Annotated in this window: 20 protein-coding genes; 6 read left to right on the plus strand and 14 right to left on the minus strand. The window is 36.0% G+C overall.

Annotation, left to right across the window (positions count from 1 at the left end; translation table 11 throughout):
• The first annotated feature begins 29 nt into the window (after positions 1 to 29).
• From ACZ9HT_RS09755 to ACZ9HT_RS09765, 3 genes are all read left to right on the plus strand, one after another.
• Positions 30 to 1,367 (plus strand): cytochrome P450, encoded by a 1,338-nt coding sequence (locus tag ACZ9HT_RS09755; protein WP_476040297.1) that lies wholly within the window; start codon positions 30 to 32, stop codon positions 1,365 to 1,367.
• A gap of 124 nt (positions 1,368 to 1,491) precedes the next feature.
• Entirely contained in the window at positions 1,492 to 5,508 is a 4,017-nt protein-coding gene (locus ACZ9HT_RS09760; RefSeq protein WP_476040298.1) for an AAA domain-containing protein, read from the plus strand.
• Positions 5,505 to 5,837: a HopJ type III effector protein gene (locus ACZ9HT_RS09765; RefSeq protein ID WP_476040299.1), complete on the plus strand. Its 333-nt coding sequence runs from the start codon at positions 5,505 to 5,507 to the stop codon at positions 5,835 to 5,837. The genes ACZ9HT_RS09760 and ACZ9HT_RS09765 overlap by 4 nt, the downstream gene beginning before the upstream one ends.
• A gap of 364 nt (positions 5,838 to 6,201) precedes the next feature.
• On the opposite strand, the gene ACZ9HT_RS09770 is transcribed toward ACZ9HT_RS09765, so the two are convergent.
• The 12 genes from ACZ9HT_RS09770 to mutY form a co-directional block, all read right to left on the minus strand.
• Entirely contained in the window at positions 6,202 to 7,389 is a 1,188-nt protein-coding gene (locus tag ACZ9HT_RS09770) for a DUF1501 domain-containing protein (RefSeq protein WP_476040300.1), read from the minus strand.
• A gap of 66 nt (positions 7,390 to 7,455) precedes the next feature.
• Positions 7,456 to 8,832 carry a DUF1800 domain-containing protein gene (locus ACZ9HT_RS09775; protein WP_476040301.1) on the minus strand — a complete coding sequence of 459 codons (1,377 nt, stop codon included), beginning with the start codon at positions 8,830 to 8,832 and terminating at the stop codon, positions 7,456 to 7,458.
• A 380-nt stretch (positions 8,833 to 9,212) separates the two neighbouring features.
• The gene (locus tag ACZ9HT_RS09780) at positions 9,213 to 10,202 is read right to left on the minus strand and encodes an NAD(P)H-dependent flavin oxidoreductase (RefSeq protein WP_476040302.1); all 990 of its coding nucleotides are present in this window, start codon (positions 10,200 to 10,202) and stop codon (positions 9,213 to 9,215) included.
• A gap of 163 nt (positions 10,203 to 10,365) precedes the next feature.
• Entirely contained in the window at positions 10,366 to 11,001 is a 636-nt protein-coding gene (locus ACZ9HT_RS09785) for a hypothetical protein (protein ID WP_476040303.1), read from the minus strand.
• A 248-nt stretch (positions 11,002 to 11,249) separates the two neighbouring features.
• Positions 11,250 to 11,588, minus strand: a complete 339-nt coding sequence (locus ACZ9HT_RS09790) for a hypothetical protein (protein WP_476040304.1) — start codon at positions 11,586 to 11,588, stop codon at positions 11,250 to 11,252.
• Positions 11,589 to 12,020: 432 nt separating this feature from the next.
• Complete coding sequence (locus ACZ9HT_RS09795) at positions 12,021 to 13,406, minus strand: ankyrin repeat domain-containing protein (RefSeq protein ID WP_476040305.1); 1,386 nt, start codon at positions 13,404 to 13,406, stop codon at positions 12,021 to 12,023.
• A gap of 264 nt (positions 13,407 to 13,670) precedes the next feature.
• The gene (locus ACZ9HT_RS09800) at positions 13,671 to 14,186 is read right to left on the minus strand and encodes a hypothetical protein (protein ID WP_476040306.1); all 516 of its coding nucleotides are present in this window, start codon (positions 14,184 to 14,186) and stop codon (positions 13,671 to 13,673) included.
• A gap of 447 nt (positions 14,187 to 14,633) precedes the next feature.
• Positions 14,634 to 15,998, minus strand: coding sequence for a peptidylprolyl isomerase (locus ACZ9HT_RS09805; protein WP_476040307.1), 1,365 nt, complete (start codon positions 15,996 to 15,998; stop codon positions 14,634 to 14,636).
• Between the two features lie 65 nt (positions 15,999 to 16,063).
• The gene (locus ACZ9HT_RS09810; protein ID WP_476040308.1) at positions 16,064 to 17,893 is read right to left on the minus strand and encodes a peptidylprolyl isomerase; all 1,830 of its coding nucleotides are present in this window, start codon (positions 17,891 to 17,893) and stop codon (positions 16,064 to 16,066) included.
• A gap of 74 nt (positions 17,894 to 17,967) precedes the next feature.
• On the minus strand, positions 17,968 to 18,888 hold the full coding sequence (locus ACZ9HT_RS09815) for a PfkB family carbohydrate kinase (protein ID WP_476040309.1): 921 nt from the start codon (positions 18,886 to 18,888) through the stop codon (positions 17,968 to 17,970).
• A gap of 62 nt (positions 18,889 to 18,950) precedes the next feature.
• On the minus strand, positions 18,951 to 19,505 hold the full coding sequence (gene gldD / locus ACZ9HT_RS09820; RefSeq protein ID WP_476040310.1) for a gliding motility lipoprotein GldD: 555 nt from the start codon (positions 19,503 to 19,505) through the stop codon (positions 18,951 to 18,953).
• Positions 19,506 to 19,737: 232 nt separating this feature from the next.
• The gene (gene mutY, locus ACZ9HT_RS09825) at positions 19,738 to 20,772 is read right to left on the minus strand and encodes an A/G-specific adenine glycosylase (protein WP_476040311.1); all 1,035 of its coding nucleotides are present in this window, start codon (positions 20,770 to 20,772) and stop codon (positions 19,738 to 19,740) included.
• Between the two features lie 47 nt (positions 20,773 to 20,819).
• Here mutY and ACZ9HT_RS09830 point away from each other — a divergent pair, with 47 nt between their 5' ends.
• On the plus strand, positions 20,820 to 21,110 hold the full coding sequence (locus tag ACZ9HT_RS09830; protein ID WP_196079560.1) for an HU family DNA-binding protein: 291 nt from the start codon (positions 20,820 to 20,822) through the stop codon (positions 21,108 to 21,110).
• 392 nt (positions 21,111 to 21,502) lie between these two features.
• Positions 21,503 to 23,062, plus strand: coding sequence for an Rne/Rng family ribonuclease (locus ACZ9HT_RS09835; RefSeq protein ID WP_476040312.1), 1,560 nt, complete (start codon positions 21,503 to 21,505; stop codon positions 23,060 to 23,062).
• 120 nt (positions 23,063 to 23,182) lie between these two features.
• Here ACZ9HT_RS09835 and ACZ9HT_RS09840 read toward each other — a convergent pair whose 3' ends face one another.
• On the minus strand, positions 23,183 to 23,536 hold the full coding sequence (locus ACZ9HT_RS09840) for a helix-turn-helix domain-containing protein (protein WP_476040313.1): 354 nt from the start codon (positions 23,534 to 23,536) through the stop codon (positions 23,183 to 23,185).
• Positions 23,537 to 23,547: 11 nt separating this feature from the next.
• Complete coding sequence (locus tag ACZ9HT_RS09845; RefSeq protein ID WP_476040314.1) at positions 23,548 to 23,841, minus strand: type II toxin-antitoxin system HigB family toxin; 294 nt, start codon at positions 23,839 to 23,841, stop codon at positions 23,548 to 23,550.
• A 144-nt stretch (positions 23,842 to 23,985) separates the two neighbouring features.
• Between ACZ9HT_RS09845 and ACZ9HT_RS09850 the strand changes: the two genes are divergently transcribed.
• Positions 23,986 to 24,615: an NUDIX hydrolase gene (locus ACZ9HT_RS09850; RefSeq protein WP_476040315.1), complete on the plus strand. Its 630-nt coding sequence runs from the start codon at positions 23,986 to 23,988 to the stop codon at positions 24,613 to 24,615.
• Positions 24,616 to 24,617: the final 2 nt, after the last annotated feature.

Here is a 24,617-nt window from a genome sequence, read left to right on the forward strand (position 1 = left end):
TAATTTCGCTACAAATACAAAATAGAACTGTGTACAATTACCCGCCAAAAGTCAGCGAAAAAAGTATCTGGAAAACTTTACTGAAGTTGAACAGCGATCCGATTGCGATTATTTCTCAAAATTTTCAGGAACTCGGAAATACGTACACCTTAAGTTCTTTTTTAGTGAAAAAGCGTTTTGTCTTTAGTCGCGATCCCGAACTGTTTGATTTTGTGTTGCGAAAAAATCAAAAAAATTATGAGAAATCTGCCATTCAAACGCATGTTTTAGGCAAATATCTGGGTAAAGGTTTACTGACGAATACCGGCAAAGACTGGCTGAAACAACGCCGGCTTATTCAACCCAATTTCAGTAATAAAAATATAGAATTGCTGCATCAAACGATGATGGATGAAATAAACGCCGTGATTGAAGATCAGCTTAAAAATGAAACGATCGATCTTTATAAGATGACCAATACGCTCACTTTTAATATTATCGCGAAAACTTTATTCGGAAATTCAATCGACTACAATCAGATCCTGAAAATTTCTGATTCCATTACGGAGATTCAGAAAATGTTCATCAAAGAAGTGCGCAAACCATTTTTGATGTCTTGGTATAAAGTCTCCGGACAACTGAAGAAACACCTTCAACTTTCGGATGAAATGCGTGATGTTTTCCGGGAAATTATCCTGAAAAGGCAAAGTGAAACGGGAGAATATAACGATATTCTGCAAAATCTACTGGAGTCCAGATACGAAGACACCGGCGAACCCATGACGATGGACCAATTGATCGACGAAATCATCATTCTCTTCGTAGCCGGACATGAAACTTCGGCCAATGCGCTGGCTTTTACCTTGTTCTTAATTGAAAACAATGAGCGTGAAAAGCAATTATTAGTCAAGGAAATCAACGATCTGGGTGACGATTTTTTATCTTTAAAAACACTTTTCGGTAATTCTAAAACAATGACCATCATTAAAGAATCTTTGCGATTGTATCCACCCGCTTGGATCATTGACAGAGTGGCGTTGGAAGATGATACTTTTAAAGACTTCTCCTGGGAAAAAGGGACGATCGTAGAATTTTTAATTCCAGATATCCACAAAAATCCAGATCACTGGGAGCAACCGAATTCTTTTCTTCCAGAAAGATTTGAAGATAAAGACATTAAAAGTAAACCTTATTTTCCGTTCGGAAATGGAGCAAGACACTGTATCGGCGAACATTTTGCCTACATGGAAATGATCCTTTTTTTACGAATGTTTTATAAAAAATACGAGCTGGAACTGGAGACGAAAGAAATGAAAACCATCGCCTTAATAACTTTGCGACCGGTAGAATTGAAAGGAAAGATCATTTCAAATTCTGTGGTTAATTAAATTAATGAGCAAAAAGTGACCAAGGAAGTGAATTAAAATAAAGATTGCTGCAAAATATTAATTTCATTGCGTTCCAGCTAAAATTTCCTACTTTTAATCCAGAACAATTTTCTTTCAAAATCCAATGCTCAACCTCACTCCAGAAATATTCGAAGCTTTTCAAAATAAACTAAAAACCGGTAACCGTCGCGGCGTTCATCTCAATGCGATTCCGGGGAATTCGCGGTATAAACTGGATCTCGCGCAGCTTTCGGAAATCCATAAAAGCTTACCGGAACATTTTATTGTTGATCTTCTGACGCAAAAAAATGTTTCCTTTAAATTTTCTATTCACGACCAAATCGTGGAGGAAGATTCTGTTGATTCTTTACGCAGGACTCTTTCTTTCGAAGATGAAAAGGCGGAAACGGAGGAAGTTGAAAATGGAGAAAATCCTGCATCGGCTGAACTTTCGAAAGACGAAAAAAAAGACAAGAACAAAGAGAAACTTTCGCGGAGTTTAGAAAATCTGATTTTTCAGAATGAGGTGATCTACTCCGAAAAAGGCGTGAATTCATTGGGATTTGGTTTTCCGATATTGATCCGGAAAGATGTTTCTGACGGACAAATTTCGGCGTCTCCCCTTTTGATCTGGTCCCTCAACATCAAGCCGACGAACGAAATGAACACGTGGGAAATCAGTCGCGCGGAAGATGATCCGATTTATCTGAACGAAGTTCTCATCAACCATTTACAAAGTGATTCCGGAGTTATTTTAGACCAACTGTCGGAAGAAATGCTGTCGGATGGAAAGATCGATAAGCCCGAACTTTTCAATATTTGCGAAACCATTTTAAGTCAGTTAAAAGTAACGCAGAATCTGGATTTCATCATGAATAATTATGCTGAAATCCCGGCGATTAAAACGAAAGCTGTTTACGAAACGTTGCTGCCGAAGAAAGGCGACGCTTTCATTATAAAATCAGGAATCTTTTCTATTTTTGAAGTTCAGAAACAAAATATTATTAATGATTATGAGGTTTTAAAAAGCAACTTTAAACCTTTAGAAGATCCTGCAAAACTTCCTTTTCAATCCATCACGTCCATCGAAACCGATCCTTCGCAACAGGGAATTCTGGAAGCGCTGAAGTCTCAAAATAAAATTCTGATTCAAGGTCCGCCCGGAACCGGGAAAAGTCAGACTTTGACAGCAGTTTTGGTGAATGCTTTAGAAAATAAACAAAAGACGATCGTGGTTTGCGAGAAACAAACTGCCCTTGAAGTGTTATATAACGCACTTCATAAAATGGGTTATGCGCGGTATTGCACGATGATCAAAGACAGTATTTCTGATCGAAAACTCGTCGTGAATTCTGTACGAAATCTGATTGATCCTGCAGATTTTAAAAAACCGATGCAACTCTATTCTGCACAATCTTTAAACGATCAGATTTCGGAAATAACTGGCCATCAAAAGAACGTCAACGCCGTTCACCGCTTGTTAAATACCGAATTACTACCGGAGAAAAACTGGTCAGAAATTGTGGGTAATCTTTTGGAATTTAAAGATTCTAAGGAAACGCTGGATCTGCAGGATTCCATTTTTTCATTTTCAAAAGAAGAGTTTACTGAAATTGAAACCTTGCTCAATGCAGGAGAATCCCTTTATAAAGAATATGAGCCTTTTATTGCTGCGTCTTTTCTGAATACAGAAAAATTAATTCAGGAAAATTTCCTCAGCAGTTTGCAAAACGTAGATCAATCGTTCCAAGGCTACCAAAAATCCTGGGAGGAAGTTCAACTGTTGATACGGGATTTTCAACCCATTTATCTCGAAAAGAAAAAACAGGAATTTGGGCAAAATTTACAAAAACTGACTTCTTTAATTAATGAAACAGAAATTATGACTTCAACCTTAAACTCTAATTCAGATGAGTTTTTACCAGAAGTCACGGGCGGTTTCTTTTATAAATTGGGCGCATTATTTTCCTCCACGAAGAAGAGAAAAATTCAGAATCAGAAAAGATTAACGGCAATTTCTTCTTCCATTAAAGAGATCAGTTTAAATCCGCTTTTCCCGGGCATTGAGATTTCCGGGAATCTTTGGAACAACAAAAATGAGATCCTCAATTACCGTCAGAAATCAGAATTAGCCCAAACTCAGTTTTTATTTAATATCGAAAAAAATTATGAGTCGCTGGATTTTCTGAACCTTTTTGACCCAGCAATTTCAGGACGAGAAACGGAAACGATTTCACAAAAAATTCAGAATTTAAAAAAGTCCATTTTAAATGACCGCTGGATTAAAAATACTGATTTTGGAAATACGTATCTGCAAGCTAAAGAACGGTTAAACACTTTCTTCTCAAAGTATTCTGCACTTCGCAATCATCCCTCGAATCCTTTATTAGCGGAATACAATTGGTTTTCATTTCATCATAATTTATCTACTTTTCAGAAAGATCTGCTGGAAAAATTATATCCACTTCAAAACTGGAAATCTTCTTTTCTTTCTGCTTATTTTTCTCTTTTGCTGAAATATCACAGCGATGAGAAACTCAATTTCAATGAGCAGCAATACGCAGAAATTATCAAAAAACTGAAAGTATTTGGTTTTACCCAGAAAAGTTTCATTGAACAATTCTGGAATACGGCGCAACAGGAAGCGGTGAAAACTTTCGAGCAAAACAACAAAGATATTACGGTTGCGAATCTTTATAACAAACGCAGCAGCATTAATCACACGCGATTAACTTTGCGCCAAATTGCCCAGAAAGATACCGATCTGTTCACCACTTTTTTTCCTATAATTTTGACGACGCCCGATGTTTGCAGCAATCTCTTTCAGAACAAGAATCTATACTTCGATTACGTTGTTTTTGATGAAGCGAGCCAGTTGAAACTGGAAGACAATCTGCCGGCTTTGCTGAAAGGAAAAAATATCATCATCGCGGGAGACGAACATCAAATGCCGCCGTCGAATTATTTCAGTAAAGTATTTGACGGTTCTATCGATGATGAGGATGAATTAGAAGGCGAAAACGAAATTATCACCTACAAAAATGCGATGCTGAATATCGAATCTTTGCTGGATTTCGCTATGGAAAATAATTTTGAAAAAAACCATTTGGATTTCCACTATCGGTCCAGACATCCTTATCTCATTGATTTTTCTAACCATGCTTTCTATAATTCAAGACTGAAACCGCTTCCAACCCAAACGCAAAATAAACCGATTGAATTTTTCCAAGTCGATGGTATTTTTAATGACCACATTAATACGGAAGAAGCAGATAAAGTGCTTGAAATATTGGCAACGATTGAACCTGACAAAAATGGGAAATATCCGTCTGTCGGAATTGCGACTTTTAATATTACGCAAAGAAATTACATTAAACGAAAGATTGTTCACCAAATTAATCTGCCGGACAATGAAACTTTTAAAGAGAAAATTACAGGGTTAGAGGAAGCTGGACTTTTCATTAAAAATCTGGAAAATATTCAAGGCGACGAAAGAGACATCATCATTATTTCTACGACTTACGGACGAAAACCCAGCGGGAAATTTGTGCAGAGTTTTGGTCCCGTGAATCATTCCAAAGGATACAAATTATTGAATGTCATCATTACGAGAGCGAAGGAGAAAATTTACATCTGCAATTCTATTCCCGAAGAATTTTTCATGAATTATAAAGATGCGATCGAACAGGAAGGCGCAAATAATAGAAAAGCAGTTTTCTATGCGTATCTGGCTTATTGCAAAGCGGTGAGTGATCAAAATGAAACGCAAAGAACCGAAGTTCTTAATGTTCTGGATATTTACGGACATAAAGCTTCAACAGAAAAAAATGCTGAAACCACTTCATTCATCAACCAGATTGAAGAGCATTTAAAAGAGAAATTTCCTGACCTTAAAATTTCTAAGAACCATCACTTTGGCGGCTATATTTTAGATCTGCTTATTAAAAAAGCTGATCACCCATCAATTATTGTAGAATGCATGAGTAAGGAAAAATACGATGGTGAGCTCGGTTATCTGGAAGATCTTCACAAAGCAAAAATCCTGCAAAATTCCGGGTTTGAATATGTGCGGATCTGGAGTCAGAATTGCTGGCAAAACTTAGATTCGGAAATACAAAAAATAGTAAAAAAATTAGGATGATCTTAGACCAGTTAAAAAACAAACCAGAAGATATCGATTTCAAAGAAGTCATTGCTTACATCGATGAACACTTCGATTTCACCCCAACAAAATTCAAAAACGGGAATATTGTCAATGAAGCGAACGACAATAATGGTTCTTGCAAAATTTTCAGTTTCGCGAAGTTGAATGATTTATCAAAAGAGGAAACGCTTGCACTTTTTGGAGCCTTTTACAGAGAAGAGGTGCTGCAAAATTCTGATGGAACCAACCATCAAAATATCCGCAATTTTAGGGAGTTCGGTTGGGACGGAATTTCGTTTGACGGGGAAGCTTTAAGCATAAAGTAGTTATTAACCTTGTCAAGGTTCTGAACCTTGACAAGGTTTTCTGATATCTTTCGCAGCTCGACTTGAAAGGATTCCGATGTAAAATCGGGAGGAGGTGGAAGGTCTCTTCATTTTAGAGACTTCTCAAATCAATTTTATTACTTAGAAAATTCTTTGAACTCTTTTTGGCAAAATTATTGCAAATCAACTTTCAAATAAAAACAAACAATATGAAAAAATCACTTCTCAGAAGATTATTGGTTTTTGTAGCGCCAATTGCAATAGGTTATGTTATGAAAAAGCTGCAATCTAAAAAGCAAACTTCTGTACCAACAAGAAAAGCTTAAAACACAAAACCTCATCTTAAAATGAGGTTTTTCTTATTTTAGACAAAATCATAAATTCCGTTTTTCCAGCCGAGGATTTTTGAAGAATCTGCATTGAGCCAGTTTTTCAAGACGGTCGCGTAGACTTTTCGGAAATCTTCGGTGTAAATTAAATCACCGTCGTTCAGTTTTTCCAGATCGGGTAAAGCATTTAGAATTCCTTTCTTTTTTAAGCCGCCCGAAACAAAAAACATTTGATTCGCCGTGCCGTGATCGGTTCCCTTGCTCGCATTTTGGGCAACTCGCCTTCCGAATTCGGAGAAGGTCATTAACAAAACATCTTCAAATCTTCCATTTAATTTTAAATCTTTTACGAAGGCTTTTACAGCTTCATTGATCTCTGAAAAAAGCAGCGTCTGACGCTGATTTTGGTTCACGTGCGTATCAAAACTTCCGACAGAAAGGTAATAGACTTTTGTATTGATGTCAGAATTAACAAGCGAGGCAATATTTTGAAAGTCTTTTCCCAGAACTGAATTTGGATAAATTCCTGTGCTTGCCTTTGCTTTACTTTTTTCGAAAATATATCCCGCGTTATTGATGGTTGAACCCATCGTCTGGTATAAATATTCTACAGTTTCATCTTCATGATCGTGGGTTTCATAAAGGTTTTTAAAATATTTTTCCTGAGAAGTTTGATACAACCTTTGCGGATCTTTAAAGGCAAATGCTTTCTTGTTTTGCCCTTTCAAAGCCAGACTCAACATGTCATCAATTTCTAAAGCCTGGGTTGGATGTTCGCAGTTATAGCACGCTTCATCCAAATATCTTCCGACCCAACCGGTTTCTAAAAACTCTTCGCTTCTGCTTGCAGATTGCCAGATATCCATACTTCGGAAGTGGGATTTATCAGGATTTGGATATCCGACATTATTTAAAACGGCTAATTCTCCATTATCAAAAAGTTCTTTAAAATAACTGAGTGCTGGATTTATTCCGGCTTCATCGGTTAATTTCAGAGAATCTTTAATGGCGATCATTTGTCTTTCCCTAAAATAAATATCATTTTTTGTAGGAATGATCGTGTTTAAACCATCGTTTCCACCACTCAATTGAAGCACAACCAAAATCCTGTTTTCTTTATCCAAAGCTTCCGGGAAAGTCATTGATTTTAGAAAGTTCGGAACCAGGAGCGAGGCAGTTGCGAGGGAGGAAACTTTGAGGAAGTCGCGTCTTTTGATTAACATAATTTTTGTATTAGCGAGAGGTGTTGGATGTGGGATGTATGACGATGGATGTGGGATGTGGGATGATTAACAGAGTTGGTATTCTGGAGTTGACATCGTATTGATTACTTTAGATTTGACAGATGATCCGGAATATTGTGCAAGGTTTTTATCCAGTGCCGCAGAATTTTTCTGGAGAATATAATTTGAAATATCTTTTGATTTAAGGGTTTCTTCCACTGTTTTCCAGTCGATGACGATTCCAGGGTTTTTGAGACCTTTTGCGTAATTCTGTGATTTCTTCAATCCCATATCAACATCGTCATCAGCTTTCGGCGCAACATCCAAAGGTTTTAAACCAGACCATATCTGCGGCATTTGCAATCTTAGCATTAAAGTTGAACTGTCGATCCAGGATTTTCCAGAAGGCCAACCTGCGACATTAGGTGGATACAAAAGCATTTGACCTAACAATTTTTGATAGACAATTAGATTCTCTGGTTTTTCCATTTCCATGGGAAGTGTTCGCATAATTCCCACCATCAATTCAATGGGAGATTTAATTTTTGATCCAATATTCTCTTCGCTATAAAACCATTTCGCCGTAAAGATTTCGGTCATCAAATCTTTAATATCATATTTGGAAGTATAAAACTGATCACTCAAATAATTGATGATATTTGCATTTATTTTTTCGTTGACGAAGAACTTATAGATCTTGGTAACGATAAATTTAGAAGTGGCTTTCTGCTCTAAAATTAAATCTAAAGCATCATTGCCATCAAAATCTCCGGTTTTTCCGAGAAATGTTTTAGATCCGAAATCATGTTGTTTTGGTCTTTCGAAAAAACTTCCGTCCGGTAAAAAACTCCAGCCTGTAAAAGCTCTTGCTCCTTCCTGAATATCTTTTTCGGTATAATTTCCTCGTCCGAGCGTAAAAAGTTCCATGACTTCGCGCGCAAAATTTTCGTTCGGATGGCCTTTTTTATTTTGTTGATTGTTGAGGAACTGCAACATCGCAGGGCTTTGAGAAACCGCCTTCAATAAATCTCCGAAATTCCCTAAAGATTTTTCCCTGATCGTGTTAAGCAATTGCAGATTAAATTTAGAATTCACGACTCGCGTCGCAAAATGACCATTCCAGAAAAAAGCCATTTTCTCCCGCAACTGATCTTCGGAATGAACCATTTGATTCAGGAATTTAAGATTGATCTCCAGATTGCTTTTTGGGTTTTTTTTCTGAACTTCTTTCTTCATGTCTGCATCCAATTTGGCTACTTTCTGAAAATCGAAATTTTCGGCAGTTTCATTGAGTTCAATTGGTTTGAAAGGATATTTAGCAGACAGATTCTTCCAGACATCGGTAAGTGAAATTTGATCTAAATTTTTGATTTGGGAAAGATTTGCGCAGAAACCTGCTCGCAAAAGCAGATGTTTGTTTTTTTGAAGCTGAGAAACGCTCATCGAAATTATTTGCACCTTTGATGTGAAGATTCGCAAATGGTTAAAATGAGATGGAGATTGTGTGAATTTATGTTCCCGCAGATTTCGCTGATTGCGCAGAATTTGTAGGTTTTGTAGGTTTTGGCTAAAGCCAATTCCATTGACCTATAAAAAACGGGCTAAAGCCCGTTCCTATTGATTTTATTGGTAATAATTTTAGAAAATGATATTCCTCGACAAGCTCAGAATTAAAGTGAACGATTTTACTAGAAAGACATTTTGACATTGAGATTCTTCGACAGGCTCAGAATGACAGTGAACGTTTTTATTAATATTATTTTGAAATAGATGCTTTGATGGCTTGAAATCTTCGCTGATGGTTATGATTATCGTTTTCTTTTTTATAAATCTTCGACACTGGATTCCCGATACTCTTTCAGCAAATTTTCAAATACTTTTTCTACGGGAATAATTTCATCGATCAAAGCGGAAACCTGTCCGATCTCGAGTTCACCTTCGTCAAGGTCACCTTCGAACATTCCGAGTTTTGCCCGGGCTCTTCCGAGGATTTCTTTCAAGGCGTCAGTATTTCGACCGGAATTATAAAGGTCTTCTAAGTCATTGAAAAATTTATTTTTCACCATTCTGACAGGCGCGAGTTCCTTTAATGTCAAATACGTGTCGCCTTCATTAAGTTCGACTATTTTATTTTTCCAATTGTTGTGGGAACTTGCTTCAACCGTTGCGGCAAAACGGGAACCGATCTGAACGCCATCTGCACCGAGGATCATGGCTGCTTTCATTTGAGAACCGAGCGCAATTCCACCCGCTGCAATCAAAGGTTTTGAAATATGTTTTTTCACATTTGGAATTAAACAAAAAGTGGTGGTTTCATCTCTTCCATTGTGACCACCTGCTTCGAATCCTTCTGCGACAATGGCATCAACGCCGGCTTCTTCACATTTGATGGCAAACTTCGTGGAAGAAACGACGTGAGCGACTTTGATCCCTTCCTTTTGTAAAATTTCGGTGTAGGCTTTTGGACTTCCGGCGGAAGTGAAAACGATCTTTACTTTTTCTTCCAGAATAATATTGATGATCTCTTCCAGATTTGGATAAAGCAAGGCGATATTGACACCGAACGGTTTATCGGTTGCAGCTTTACATTTCTGAATATTTTCGCGCAGAATATCGGGATACATACTTGCGGAACCGATTAATCCTAAACCGCCATTATTTGAAACCGCAGAAGCCAGTCGCCAACCGGAATGCCAAATCATTCCACCCTGAATTACAGGATATTTGATATTGAAAAGTTTGGCGATCCTGTTTTGGTTCTCATTCATCTCTTTCATCTTTTTGGCAACACCAAAATCTAAAAAATTGCTCATTGCGTAAATTTAAATAAATTCCGGAATAAAGGAAAATGTAAATGGGATAAATTGAGTTTTACTAATCCGCTACAAAACATTAATATATTCTCAAAGTCGGGAGACTTTGCGCAGCTAAGATTTATTAGAGATTGAGGGAAACTTAGTCTGAGCTGAAATTTGTTTAAAAATTACAATTTTTACCAAAATAATCATTCCAGCTTTTGGTCTTTTCTGCAATATTTTTTGCCAATTTTTTACGGACTTCTCTTTCCAACAGAATTTTTTCTTTTCCAAGAACGAATTTGCTGGAGTACATTGTTTCAACTTTTAAAATATAATCGTTTCTCAATTTTATTTCTTGCGCCATTTTGGGTACTGTTTTCAAATATTTCAATCCTTTATGCCGCACCAGATCGTCTACGTAAGATTCTATGTAAAGCGCAGAACTTTTCATCTTGACCTTCCCATTAATATCAACTTCATAGATTTGTTTTCGAAATCCGAATGGAAATTGGTTGATCATCTGTCGGTCTCCACTTGCCCAATAAGTGTAGAATGTGATCGTAGAATTTTTAATTTCGTAAGTTCCTAACTCGATATTTTCACTGCTGCAGTCTCCATCGGTTTCTGATAAAGTATGCTGGAGAATTTTTATATCATCACGAAATATTTCCACATATTCTTTTTCAATCGACGAATCATCTGCAACAGTTACTAATTTAAATTCCTGTCCATTGATTAGTTTCTTTTCTGTTTGCGCAAAACTAAAGTTCGGAGTTAACAGCGAAATAAGTAATAAAGAAAAAATCAGTTTCATGCTGTAGTTCTTTTTACTAAGTTAATATAAATAAGCGTCTTAATTTCTGGTGATCTATGCTGAACTTTTAATGTTTTAAAATCTTCTTAATATTTCACAAAACACTTTTTAATTGAGCTCAGGTTGAAACAGCATCCTTGTTGCGGTACAAAGCGGAAATAAAAAGTTAGCCCTTCGACAGGCTCAGGATCAACTCTAAATCATTTACCATTATTGAAGTAACTAAATTTCATTTGCCCTTAAGAGAACTACTCACTAACAATTTTAAAATCACCCAGTTTTCCATTCCAGTTTTCGTCGTAAGTGACGAATTCGATATATAAAACATGACCATCAGTAACATCAATCACATAACCTAAGCCGTTTTTTAAACCTTTGATTTCGATATTTTCTTCGCCGCTAAAAAGCGCATTAATATCTTCAAATTTTAATTCCTCGGAACTGGTATATTCCAGATTCACCTGCATTCCGCCTTTCGTGATGACGCGTTCCTGCACTTTCAAAAAGGAAAGATGCGATGTTAAGGCGGGATATTTTTGGATTAAACCGTTTAAAAGAGTTGATTCGAGATCGTTGAGTTGTTCCATCGTTTAAAAAATTTTGAGTAATGCAGAAAGATTTTTTTTATCTGCAAAAGAGATCATGTAAATTTAAGTAATCTCGAGAAACTAAATATGGAAAAGATGACTGTAAAATTCTGAATATTTTTCATAATCCAGCATAATTCTTAGCGTCCAACTCAATGGAAAATCAAACCTAAAATATAAACTTCTACTTAAGTAACTTTTCTTGCGTCGTACTTTTTTATAAAAATCCTGTCGATAATAAATATTGCAATCGGTAATGGTATCCAAAATAAGTTGACCAAATCCTGTAACCTCTAGTCCATTCTATTTTGGCTTATCATTATTATCAAAGAAACAATTATTCCTGCTAATGCAAGCTGCCTCAAAACCATCAATACGGTATATTTCATTCAGTTGTTTGTGCTGTTCAATTATTCTGTTGTAAGTCTGACATTATTTTTGCAATAAATTTAAAATTCCTTTATCACCTGTTCTTTCCTCGGTTTCTTCGGCATAATTAATGGCAGTTTTACCATAAAAATCCCGACCCTCATTTTTAGCTCCCGAATCCAGAAGGAGTTCAACTATTTTGGGTAAATTATATTGAGCCGCTTTCATTAAAGGCGTTTGTTTATCGTTATTTGATCGGTTTACATCTGCTCCTTTTTCAATAAGAAGTTTCACTATATCGTAACTTTTTTCAGACAATACTGCTTCTAAAAGCACCGGATCTCCTGTAGAATCCGTCGTTGAGACATCCGCACCGTTATCAATAAGAAGTTGAATCATTTCTAAATTCACATCAAAAGCTGCAACGCTCATTGGACTTACTCCGCCAAAACCCTCACTTTTTCTGTTGATCAAAGCTCCGTTTTTCAAGAGAAAATTTACTTTTTTTAAACTTCCACTGCTTACCGCTTCGATGAGTGCGTTTCTGCCATAACTATTTTCAATATTAACTTTTGCACCTTGACTTATTAGAAGTTTCAGAAGCTCTGTGTCATCTGTATCATTTCGGGACGCATAACATAAAGCCGTGCTTTTTCCGTCATCTTCCTGGTTAATATCTACTTTTTTTGCGAGTATTTTTTTTACACTAACGATATCATTTCTCTGTGCAGCAAACATTAATGGTGAAGTTTTATATTTTGAATTCACAAAACTTACATCTGCACCAGAATCGATGAGCAAGTGAATTATTTCTGGTTTAATATTCTCTTCATCCATTGCCTCGAGTAAAACGGTTCTTCCTGTTTCAGAACTGCTGGTATTTAGATCAGCACCCAACAGAATCATTTTCGAAGCTACTTCATTCCATTCATAAGTTAGTGCCCATTGCAAAGCAGACATGCCACTTTTATCAACTCCTGCGTTTTTAACATCTGCATTATTTTCCAGTAAAAATTTCGCTATTTCTTCACTACGGTTTGCACAGGCTAGAAATAATGCGGAATGTCCCGCAGCATTTACGGCGTTAATATCAGCATTATGATCTAAAAGAAGCTGTACCATTTTTATATTATTTTGATAAACAGCGTGCATCAATAACGGCCAGTCTTGATTTGAATGGTCGGCAACACCGTTTTCTCTTCCGCCTCTAAAATATCCTGCAGTAATCCCATTTGGATCTTCTCCATTTTCGAGTAATTTTTTAACAAGGCCTAAATTTTCATTTTTAATTGCATCTACAATTTCTTTTGAAGCTATTTTTTTTGAAGTAACGGTTTTAGTGACCGTCTTTACCGGTTCAATTTTTACAATCTTTTTCTTTTCGGAACAAGAGATGACAGTCACAAAAGCGAAGGCGGAAATTAAAGTTATTTTAAAAATATTGTTCATGGTGCAAGTAATAAAAAGATGGATAATATTTACTCTTCTAATTTTAAGAACTTAAAAAAATTCTAGATATACTTTGTATTAAATATTTAAAAACGGATTTCACAGCGCAGAAAGGCAATAATCTTCTCATTCAAACTTAATTAATCGGTCATTTGGTAAGTCATATTCGTATAAGTGATTTAAATCACCGTTTTCTATATATAACCATTGCAACGTATTTACCCGATGTTCAAAAACGATTGCAATGCCGATTACGGTATATTTTTAATTATCTCTTGCTTGTTCTTCTATGGAATATTCCAATTGTTCTTTGTTTGAGACGGCATATTGTACCATTTCATTTTTCGAGTTTGCAATGTAGTATTCTGCAAGTAAGTAGAGTTTATCTAAATAATCTTTACTGTAAGTTTCTTCAGTCGACCAATGATATTTGAGTTGCTTCTTATAATTTTTTCTAAAAACAGAAACATTGCCGTTTTTCAGCTTTTTTACAGAGATCAGCCATTCTGCAAGTTCGGGAGTTTCTCCATCTCCGGAAACATAAATAGTGTCGTTTTTCCAGGTGATTTCTACAAGGTCACCTTTCAATAAAGTTCGGTCTTTATTTTTATCATTAATGAAGGAAAAGTTTGATCGATCATTTTTAGCGTTCAGCAAAAGATAATCGCCATCATCATTGTAGCTTACAAAGGTTAAAGTGTCTTTTTGAAGAATCTCTTTCTTAGTTTCATCTCTTACAATTAAAGTTTTAGAATCTGTGACCGGGGGAATTGACCCCATATTTTCTGACTTTTTATCACAGGAAAGCAGAAGAACAATTAAAAGTAAAAGCGATATTCTCATTATACGTTTTGGTTCATTTTAAAAAGAGTGAACACGTAAATATATGGAAGATTACCCAACTATAAATTTGCATTCGCATTCGATTTTAAAAGAACTTTAGGAAGAAGCAGTTCATTAGAAAAAGGAAAATATTCGCGGTGGAAAAAGAATTAGATTCTATTCCTGATTGAAGCGGCATTCCTTTTTTAGGAGGAACCACGAGGAAATATAAGTCCTTCGACAAGCGCAGGATCAACTCTAAGCAGGTTGGAGATGACGCCGAAGCGAAAAACGCTTACTTCTGAAAAAAATGTCCTGATTAAAGGATTCCACAGTTTCGCGCAACGATAATTCCACATAGTGAAATAGACAAAAAAAAATCTCTGCAAATTGCAGAGATTAAGTTTATTTCGTTTCGGTATTTTTTCGCCAGTCGGTTTTAAAAGTACAGTCTTTGTAACGGTCATTGATCGAAATGAAGATATTTGGTAATTTTTCTTTTACCCATTTCTCTACCATTTCGTTTTTCTTCTTGTTCAATGCCATTTGCTTAATGCGGTCGTAATCCGTAGTAATATCCAATTGGTGTGCTGCAATAACGTCATCGATCTTGATCAGCGTCACTACTTTTCTGTCCTGAACTTTATCCTGAAAAACTTCGGTAATATCGCCTTTGTTGAGACCTGCAATTTGATAAGCTACGGTCGGCTGAAGGTTCAGTTTTTCGAGTTTATCGCTGCCATCATCGGAAGTTAAAATCCCGGCATTAAATTTCGTTTTTTTGTCATCGGAGAAACGGAAAGCCGCTTCTTTAAACGTCATTTTTGCGTCGATAATTAAAGTTCTGATACTGTCGAGCTCTTTTTTTGCAGTCGCAATTTCGGCATCGTTAGGTTCGGCTTTTAAAAGAATGTGCCGCGCATCATAATTTTTACCGCTCTTCTTTACCAGCTGAATTAAGTGGTAACCAAAATCTGATTCTACAGGATCAGACATTTCGCCTTCCTGAAGATTAAGCGCTGCAGCTTCGAAAGGTTTTACCATTTTCCCTTTAGAAATATTGGCATATAAACCACCGTTTGAAGCGGAACCCGGATCTTCGGAATAAATTCTGGCCTGACTTTCAAAAGTTTCTCCGCCAATAATATCCTGTTTAATTTTATTAAGTCTTGCGATAATTTCGTCCTTGTGCGCATCGGTCAACTTCGGAAACATAGAGATCTGCGATAGACTTACCTCATCTTTTACTTCTGGAAGCTGCGTTTTAAAGGTGTTGAAAAAATCTGTCACCTCGTTTGGCGTTACATCTGCTTTCTCTGTAATTCTTCCAAATTTACTCTGCCCGTAATAGTTGTCGTTATCAATTTTCTCGATGGCATTTTTCATTTCGAAAGAGGTACGGAACTTATAAGTGGTAAGCATCGTTTTTTCGTCGGGAAACTGCCCAAGGATCTGCGCATATTTTTGATTCGCATTGTCTTTGATCGCCGCAGAACGGTTTTCGATGAGCGTATCTCTCTTGGCTTCGTAAATTAAAAGTTTGTTGCTAATTATGCCTTCAATAAACTCACATCTATTCGTAACATCTGCACCCTGTTGTTTAGAAAAATTCGCCTGATCCTCAATGTCTGATTCCAAGATAATTTCGTCTCCTACTACAACAGCAATTCCGTCTATCAAGTCTCCCGTTTTCAGCTGTGCATTCATTTTAACACCAAAAAAGGCAAAAATAAATGTAAAGAGTAGCGCGAATTTTATATTCTTATTCATATTGATTTTTTAACGATCTGCAAAATTATCATTCTCAGTGAAATAACATGCATTTTTTATTATAATTATTTCTTAAAATTCTTCTCCAGATCTTTGATGAACTGGGGCTGAACTGTGATTTTGGTGATGGCTTTCTGCTGCGCAATAATTTCCTGAAGTTTTTCCTCCGTTACGGCATCTTTTAGAAGATCAGAAGCTTCTTCCTGCGTCATCTGCATTGGTGGCAGAATTTTATCAATGGCGATGATCAAAGATCTTGATTCCATTTTTGTTTGATGAACACCTGGTTTAAAAGGAACTTTATATTTCGTGAATACATCTGCATCTTCCGACATTTCGCCTTTTTCGAAATTAACAATTACTTGTTTTTTCTCGTTCAGTTTACCGTAATATTTTGCTTTTAAAGCGTCCCAGTTTTTAGGATCTTTTATGCCTTTTTCGATTTCTTTGTTTAGACTGTCGTCGGCAATAATGGCAACTCTTCCGTCGGCTCTGTTACCCCAGAAATATTTTGCTTTATTTTTGTTGTAATATTCGGTTGCCCACTCTGGATGTTTTGTTATTTCCTCCGTAAGAAATTTCGAAAACACGAAGTCGGAATACAATCCTTTTTTAAACTCCGTCATTTCTTTATTGATGTCTTTCAGACTCGTAAAATCCTGACTGTAAAAATTCAATAGATCCTGAGTATTCACTCCAGAAATCGCATCACTCCAAAAAGCTGGCGTTAATTTTTCGGCTTCGGCTTTTTTATCACCGACGATCTTTTTGAGATCTCCAACCGTTGTTTTGTGTTTTTTATATTGATAAAGCACAGCATTATCATTTGCCTGAGCAAAATTCTGATACGATTTCTTCACCGTTAAATATTCCGGGAATTCTTTATATGTTGGATCCGACTTGATGTAAGCGATCATTTTATCCCGAAGAATTTCAGCATACAAAGTATTGTTCATATCTCTGAGGAAAAATTCTCTGTTTGAGTCCGTCAAAGCATAAGGTTCTACATTATAGATGTTGAATACAAAATAATTTTCCCCATACATAACAGGTTCCGGCGTATAATAGCTCGATTTTTTACCTCGAAACAACGCATAAACATCGTCTGGAAGCGTTGGCGAACCCATCACCACTCCACCATTCTGTTTTTCGTGATCGTTGGCTCCGTATAATTTGGCAACTTCCTGAAAAGTTTTTCCGGCTTTTAGATCCGCGTAGATCTTGGCTTTAGTCGTTTCGGAGTTGGCATCTTTTGGATAAGAAATGGTTCCGAAGATCATATATCCCAAACTTGGTCTCGAGTTTAAAACTTTCGCAAAAGCAACATATCCCGAATTATCAAGAAATTTTGTGTAGGTATTGTTAGGCAATACTTTTACTTCCGAATACAGATCATTATCAATACTTCCGGGCTTAATGTATATTGGTTTTGCGTTTCCCTTTGTATATTTTGTAATAGCCTCATCCATCGTGATCTTCCCCGATTTCACGTCATTATAAATTTGCAGATAATTATTTTTATCGTCTGCAGATTTTTCAATCATAAAGACCTGAACTTCTTTTTCCGTCTGATTATCTTTCATGTAACCATTTAAAACAGGATCAATGACCTGTTTCGGATAAAAAAACTTGGCGCGAAGTTCACCTTCTTTCTCCCCCAATTTTTCCCGGAAAGCAGAAGTAGTATCAACTTTTTTCTGCGCCGCAAATTGCTGAAGTAAAATAAAATCCTGAGTCGCGCTGATCGCTTTATTAATACCGTTATTCTCTAAACCGTATACGTATTCTTTTTTAAAATCGGCCAGAGAAATACTGTCTTTGCCGATGATCATGTACTGAGCAGACAATGTACTGCCCAAAGTGGCTACCATAACAATAGCGAATAATTTTTTCATAATTCAGTCTTCTTTATAAGATGAAGTTTAATTTCTTTGATTAAGAATAGTGAGATGAATGTAAGACCCGGAAGTTAAACCTGAACCTCGAAACTTGTTAATTCCTTAAAGCTCTGGATTCGGGCAATCATTTCTGCCTCCGTGATTTCCTGTAATCTCTCGGTTCCAAATTTTTCTACAGTAAAAGATGCCATTGCAGAACCTACGATCAAGGCAGATTTCATATTTTCAAAACTGAAATCTTCTTTTTTCGCGAGATAAGATGCGAAACCTCCGGCGAAAGTATCTCCGGCTCCGGTTGGATCGTAAACTTCTTCTAACGGAAGTGCAGGAATTGCAAATATTTTTCCTTCGTGAAAAAGCAATGCGCCGTGTTCTCCTTTTTTAATGATGACGAATTCCGGACCCATTTCATGAATTTTCTTAGCTGCTTTAACCAGAGAATATTCTCCGGAAAGTTGTCGCGCTTCTTCGTCGTTAATACTAATAACGTCGGTTTTCGCGATCATCTGAACTAGAATATCCATTGCAGAATCCATCCAGAAATTCATGGTGTCAAGAATAACCAATTTCGGACGGTTTCTCATTTTTTCTAAAACAGAAAGTTGAACACCGGGATGAAGATTTCCTAACAACAGAATCTCTGCGTCTTGCATTGATTCTGGAATTTTAGGATCAAAATGTTCCAAAACATTAACTTCGGTTACCAATGTGTCTCTGGAATTTAAATCATTGTGGTATTTGCCACTCCAGAAAAAAGTTTTACCCTCTTTCACGATCTCGATTCCTTCGATGTTGATGCCTCTGTTTGAAAGCATATCCAGATCCGACTGCGGAAAATCTCCGCCCACGATCGATACAATGCCGGATTCTACATTAAGAACGGAGGAAGCTAAAGTGATATAAGTTGCCGCTCCACCTAAAATTTTATCTGTTTTTCCGAAAGGAGTTTCAATGGCGTCAAATGCAACTGAACCTACGACTAATAATTTCATTTATAATTTTTTATTTAATATTTTGTATTGAATTCTCTATCTGATTTTCTGAAGAAACTGTTTTATTTCCACTCAAAAGTATCGATTAAATGGAGCAAATCTTTTTTAATATAATCAACAGCCGGCGCTAAAGAATCTGGTTTTGGTCTGGAGTTGAAATAGAGATTCGCCGTTACGTAATGTCTGGTAGAATCGGTGACAAAAAACTGAAGATTCGAAGCTGTTGGCCCTTTCAGTTCATAAAAATTGCCGTAAACTTTACGATCCGGATAACTGAAAGATTTAGTGTCGATAGAACTCGCTTTGATGGTGTGTTCGTAAACCATTTTTTCGGATTCTTTTACATGAAGACCGAGATCATTTTTCACCGGAAAATAAGTGATAAAAACTTTGGCCTTCATTTTTGGGTAATCGATATAATACCAACATGCGTTTTTTGCATTCTCAATTTTCGCAAAGTCAGAATATTCGAAATCGAAATTACAGGGCGAAGAAAATTGCTGATATTTCGCCGCGGGATACTCTAACCGCAACTCTCCGGAAGGTTTTGGCTGTGTTTCTTCTGAACAGGAAAACAGGGCCAAACCTAAAAAGATGAAAATGAGTTTTTTAAACATTGCGCAAAAATACGAATTAGTTTTAGATTAGAAATTGATTGGCTAAAATTTAGAAATTCTCTATCACGATTATATTTTAGTATATAATTTACAACGATTTAAGCAATTAAAAGGAAAAAAAATTCGATGTCAATTAAGACATTTAGCTTTTTTATCGAAGAAATTAGAATGCAGGAATCTCTAAATATCTTAATGGTGAAAATTCACGCTAAACATTTTCTACCTCATCCTTTCAATTAAAATTCGAATTGAGATAATTTTCCAGTGGTTTCGGAAATGATTTTTGGTGAGAATCTTCAAAATTAGTGATCATAAAATCTTCTTTCTGTGCAAAAGCCACAAACATTTTTCTGGAAGTTAAAGTCACCTTATTTATATGAATTGTTAGATTTTTATGCGTGAGTTTATGCAATACAGTTTTTTGTCCTGACATATATTTCCGAAGATCTTCGGGAATTGAGATGGGGAATTCATATAATTTCTTCCAGATAAAATCTTCTTTCCGCTGTTTGATCAAGAATTCATCTTTATAATCTACAAAATAATAAGTCAGTTCCAGATCTGTGGGTTTCACTTTTTTCGTTTTCATTGGAAATAAAGGAATTCTACCCAGATTAAAAGCCAAACAATCTTCGTTTAAAGGACAAAATAAACAGACAGGATTTCGCGGTTTACAGATCTCGGAACCCAGATCCATCATGGCTTCGTTGAAAGGCCCGGCTTCATTTTCGGGCATCATCTTTAAAGCTAATTCAGAAAAGTAATCAAAGGCTTTTGAATTGGAAATATCGAAATCATCGGCAAAAACGCGGGACAAAACGCGGTAGAAATTCCCATCAACGGCTGCAATGCTTTTTCCAAAACAAATGCTCGAAATGGCTGCAGCAGTATATTTTCCGACGCCTTTCAAACTTAAAATATCATCATATTCTGTAGGAAAAGTTCCCTCAAAATCATTAGCGATCTGTAAGGCGGCTTTATGAAGATTCAAAGCACGGGAATAATAGCCTAAACCTTTCCAGTACAATAAAACTTCATCAGTTTCGGCGTTGGCTAAAGTTTGGACATCAGGAAATCTTTCGATAAAATTTCGGTAATGATTAAGACCTTGCTCGATGCGCGTCTGCTGAAAAATAATTTCGCAAATCCAAATCTTATACGGATCGTTGGTTTTCCGGAAGGGTAAATCCCGGCCATGGATTTCGTACCAATTGAGCAATTTCCTACCAACGTGAAGAAAATCAGCATTTTGTTTTTTTGTTTTCAAAAATAGTTATTATATTTGCACACCAAAAATATAAATAAAAAAAGGAAATGACAAAGGCAGAATTGGTAAATACAATCTCAAACAAATTGGGAACTGAAAAGAATGAAACTCAGAAAGTTGTGGAAGCGTTCATGCAGGAAATCAGAACTTCAATGTATAGCGGTGAGAATGTTTATTTAAGAGGCTTCGGTTCATTTATAATCAAGACTAGAGCAGCAAAAACGGGAAGAAACATTTCTAAGAACACAGCAATTGAAATTCCAGCTCACAATATCCCAGCTTTCAAACCATCGAAAACATTTGTAGAGAAAGTAAAAACCAAAGTTTTAGTTAAATAATTAACAAAAGAAAAATATAAGTTACAAACAAAAAAATTTAAATTATGCCAAGCGGAAAGAAAAGAAAGAGACACAAGGTAGCGACCCACAAAAGAAAGAAAAGAAGAAGAGCGAACAGACACAAGAAAAAATAATCTTTTCGCGATTTACAATATAACAATATAGTTGGTGTTTTTATATGTATAAATTTCACCGACTATATTTTTGTTTTACGCCAGATTCAAAAACGATAAAATAACTTTCAGCCAGGTGAATATTTAAACTATTCTTGCGCAGAAATTATTCATCAGTAAAACACTATAAATAAAGAAATAATTAAAATTTTAAAATTGAGTTTTGGAATCGAATTCTAAATTCCTTGATCCTAAATCTTTTAATTCCGTACTATTACAATGAAGAAAGAACTGATAATATCACATGAAGATGCGCAATCCAAAATTGCACTACTCGAAGACGGACGACTTTTTGAACTCCATGAACAGGAGGACAAAAGCGACTTTGTAGTAGGTGATCTATTTATCGGTAAGGTAAAAAAACTGGCTCCCAATCTTAATGCTGCTTTTGTAAGCATTGGTTATGAAAAAGATGCATTCTTGCATTATCAGGATCTGGGACCTCAATTTCTCACGTACAAAAAATTTCTACAGGATACGATCTCTAAAAAACAACAAAATTCTTCACTGAAAAATTTTGAAGTTCAAAAAGAGATCGACAAAAATGGAAACATCGAAAAAGTTCTCGCCAAAGAGGATAGCGTTATTCTACAGATTACGAAAGAACCTATTTCGACTAAAGGCCCAAGAATATCTACCCAGATTTCTTTAACCGGAAGATTCCTCGTACTTATTCCATTCGACAAAAGTGTTTCGATCTCTAAAAAAATCGCCAATGCCGAAGAAAGAGAGCGTTTAAGAACGCTTATCGAAAGTATTAAACCGGAAGGTTTTGGGGTGATCATTCGAACTGTGGCTGAAGGTAAAAAAGTTGCCGAGCTGCATAACGACATGAATCAACTGATTCAGAAATGGGAGAATACGTTCAAAAATCTTCAGAAAAATAAAGTTCCGAGTAAAGTTCTGAGCGAACAGGATAAAGCTTCTTCTATTTTACGTGATAATTTTAATGCAGATTTTGTTTCGATTATCTGTGACGATGAGCAAATGGTAGATGATATGAGAAATTATATTGAAGTCATTGCGCCCGAAAGAAAGAACATTGTTCAGTTCTACGATAAACCAATTCCGCTAATGGAATACTATAATGTAGAAAAGCAACTGAAACAAAGCTTCGGAAAACACGTAAATATTCCAAGTTCCAAAGGTGCTTATCTTGTTATTGAGCATACAGAAGCACTTCACGTGATCGACGTCAACTCCGGAAATAATATTTCTTCCGGAACTGCTGCGAAAAACGAACATGCATTGAATGTTAATAAAATGGCCGCGACAGAAATTGCACGTCAGTTGAGACTTCGGGACATGGGCGGAATTATTGTTGTTGATTTTATCGACATGACAAACGCAGAACATCGCCGGGATCTATTCGAGCATCTGAAAGTAGAAATGGAACGTGATAAAGCACGCCACAAAATTTTACCACCGAGCAAATTTGGGCTCATCCAAATGACGCGACAAAGAACGCGTCCTGAAAATCAAATTGAAACCAAAGAAGAAAATCCCAATATTGCGGGCGAAATTCTCGCACCAATTGTTGTGGTTGAACGCATGGAGGAAGTGATCAGAAACATCATTCAAACCGAAAAGGGGAAGATATTTTTACACGTTCATCCGTTTGTGGAAGCTTATCTAACGAAAGGCTTGATGAGTATTCAGGTTAAATGGTTTCTAAAATACAAAAAATGGGTAACCATTATCCCAAGAGATTCCTTTAAATATTTGGAATATAAACTGATTAATTCTAAAAAAGTAGAGTTGATGAGTTATTCTAATTAAGACTTAAGGTAAAAGCAAAAAGAGCCATTAAAAATAAAGGCACTTTTTCTAAAATTTATGACTCCCGTATTTTCGGGAGTTTTTTTGCATTAAGGCAAAATCCATAGTTTAAAATTAAAGTTAGATTCCTAATACTACAGAAGCATCAATATTGAGTTTTTTACTGATCGTTCTTGCAATTTTTAAGGTTGGCTCACTTTTTCCGTTCAGATATTCGCTGATTCTTGAGGGGCTAACTTCGAGAATCTCTGCAAGTTTAGCTTGTGTAATTCCCATTTCATACATTCTTAACTTTATCACCTCTTCTAGCGATGGTGATTCTACAGGGAAATGTTTCTCTTCATAATCTGCTACTAAGCCAGAAATAAAATCTAATTCGATAAAATTTCTGTCATTTTCCGAGGTTTCATTTCCTACAATTTTTAGCAATTCCTCTACTCTTTCGCAAGTAACTTTATATTGTTTCTCTGTCATTTTTTTTAGTTTTAAATTTTTGAACAGTCAATTTTATCATATTGAACAAGTGTTCCAATAAACCGGATATAAACTTTCTGCGAGGCAAAAATGATGATCGCCACTAATCGGTAATTATTTCCTTTTATGTTGAAAACAAATCGATTATTTCCTACATAATCAGCACTGTTGAAAGTTTGTTTCACTTCAGCAAAATTATTCCAGGAAGAATTGCTTGTTTTTATATACCAGTCTCGCAAAGCAACATCTGCACCCGGAATTTTAGTCGAAAATTCTTTTATTCGTGCAAAAGTTACGATCCTCATTTTTAATTTTATATGGTAAAGTTAATAATATTATTCCACTTTTCAAAATATAATTCCATAATTCAAAATAGTATGAAAATCTTATTTTCAAATTTTAACCTTTTCTTAAAACAAATATATCTTTGGTTTCCGTAATTTTGAAATATGGAACTTTTCGGAAGAGACTTACTCAAAAAAATACAGAACGCCAAACTCGAGGGCGAAAATGCACACGGAATTTATTCACCACCTTACAGACCAATTTTTACTTACGAAGAAATTTTAACTAAAAATCCAAAGTTTGCCGCGGTAAATATTCTGCTCTATCTTAAAAATAACGAATGGTATTTTCCGTTGATGGTGAGAACGACAAATGAGCGTGACCGCCACAGCGGACAGATTTCTTTACCTGGTGGAAAAAAAGAAGCCTCTGACGAGAATTTCGAGCAAACCGCAAAAAGAGAGACTTCCGAAGAAATGGGAATCGACATTCACTATAATCGCATCATTCGGGAAATGTCGCCTATGTATATTCCTCCCAGTAACTTTTATGTGCGGGCTTTCGTTTCTTACACCAAAAAAAATCCCGAATTTATATTGCAGAAAACGGAAGCAGTAGAACTGATAGAATTTCCGGTTACCGAACTGTTAAATCTCTCTGTAGAGCCGGAGATGATGGTTTTACCAAGTTCCCGCGGTGCCGAAGTTCCGGTCATCAACTTTAATAATTATATTATTTGGGGCGCGACTTCAATGATTTTAAGCGAATTCAGCCACTTGCTGAAAAATGTGTAAAT

The organism is Chryseobacterium sp. UYP7 (assembly GCF_056279225.1).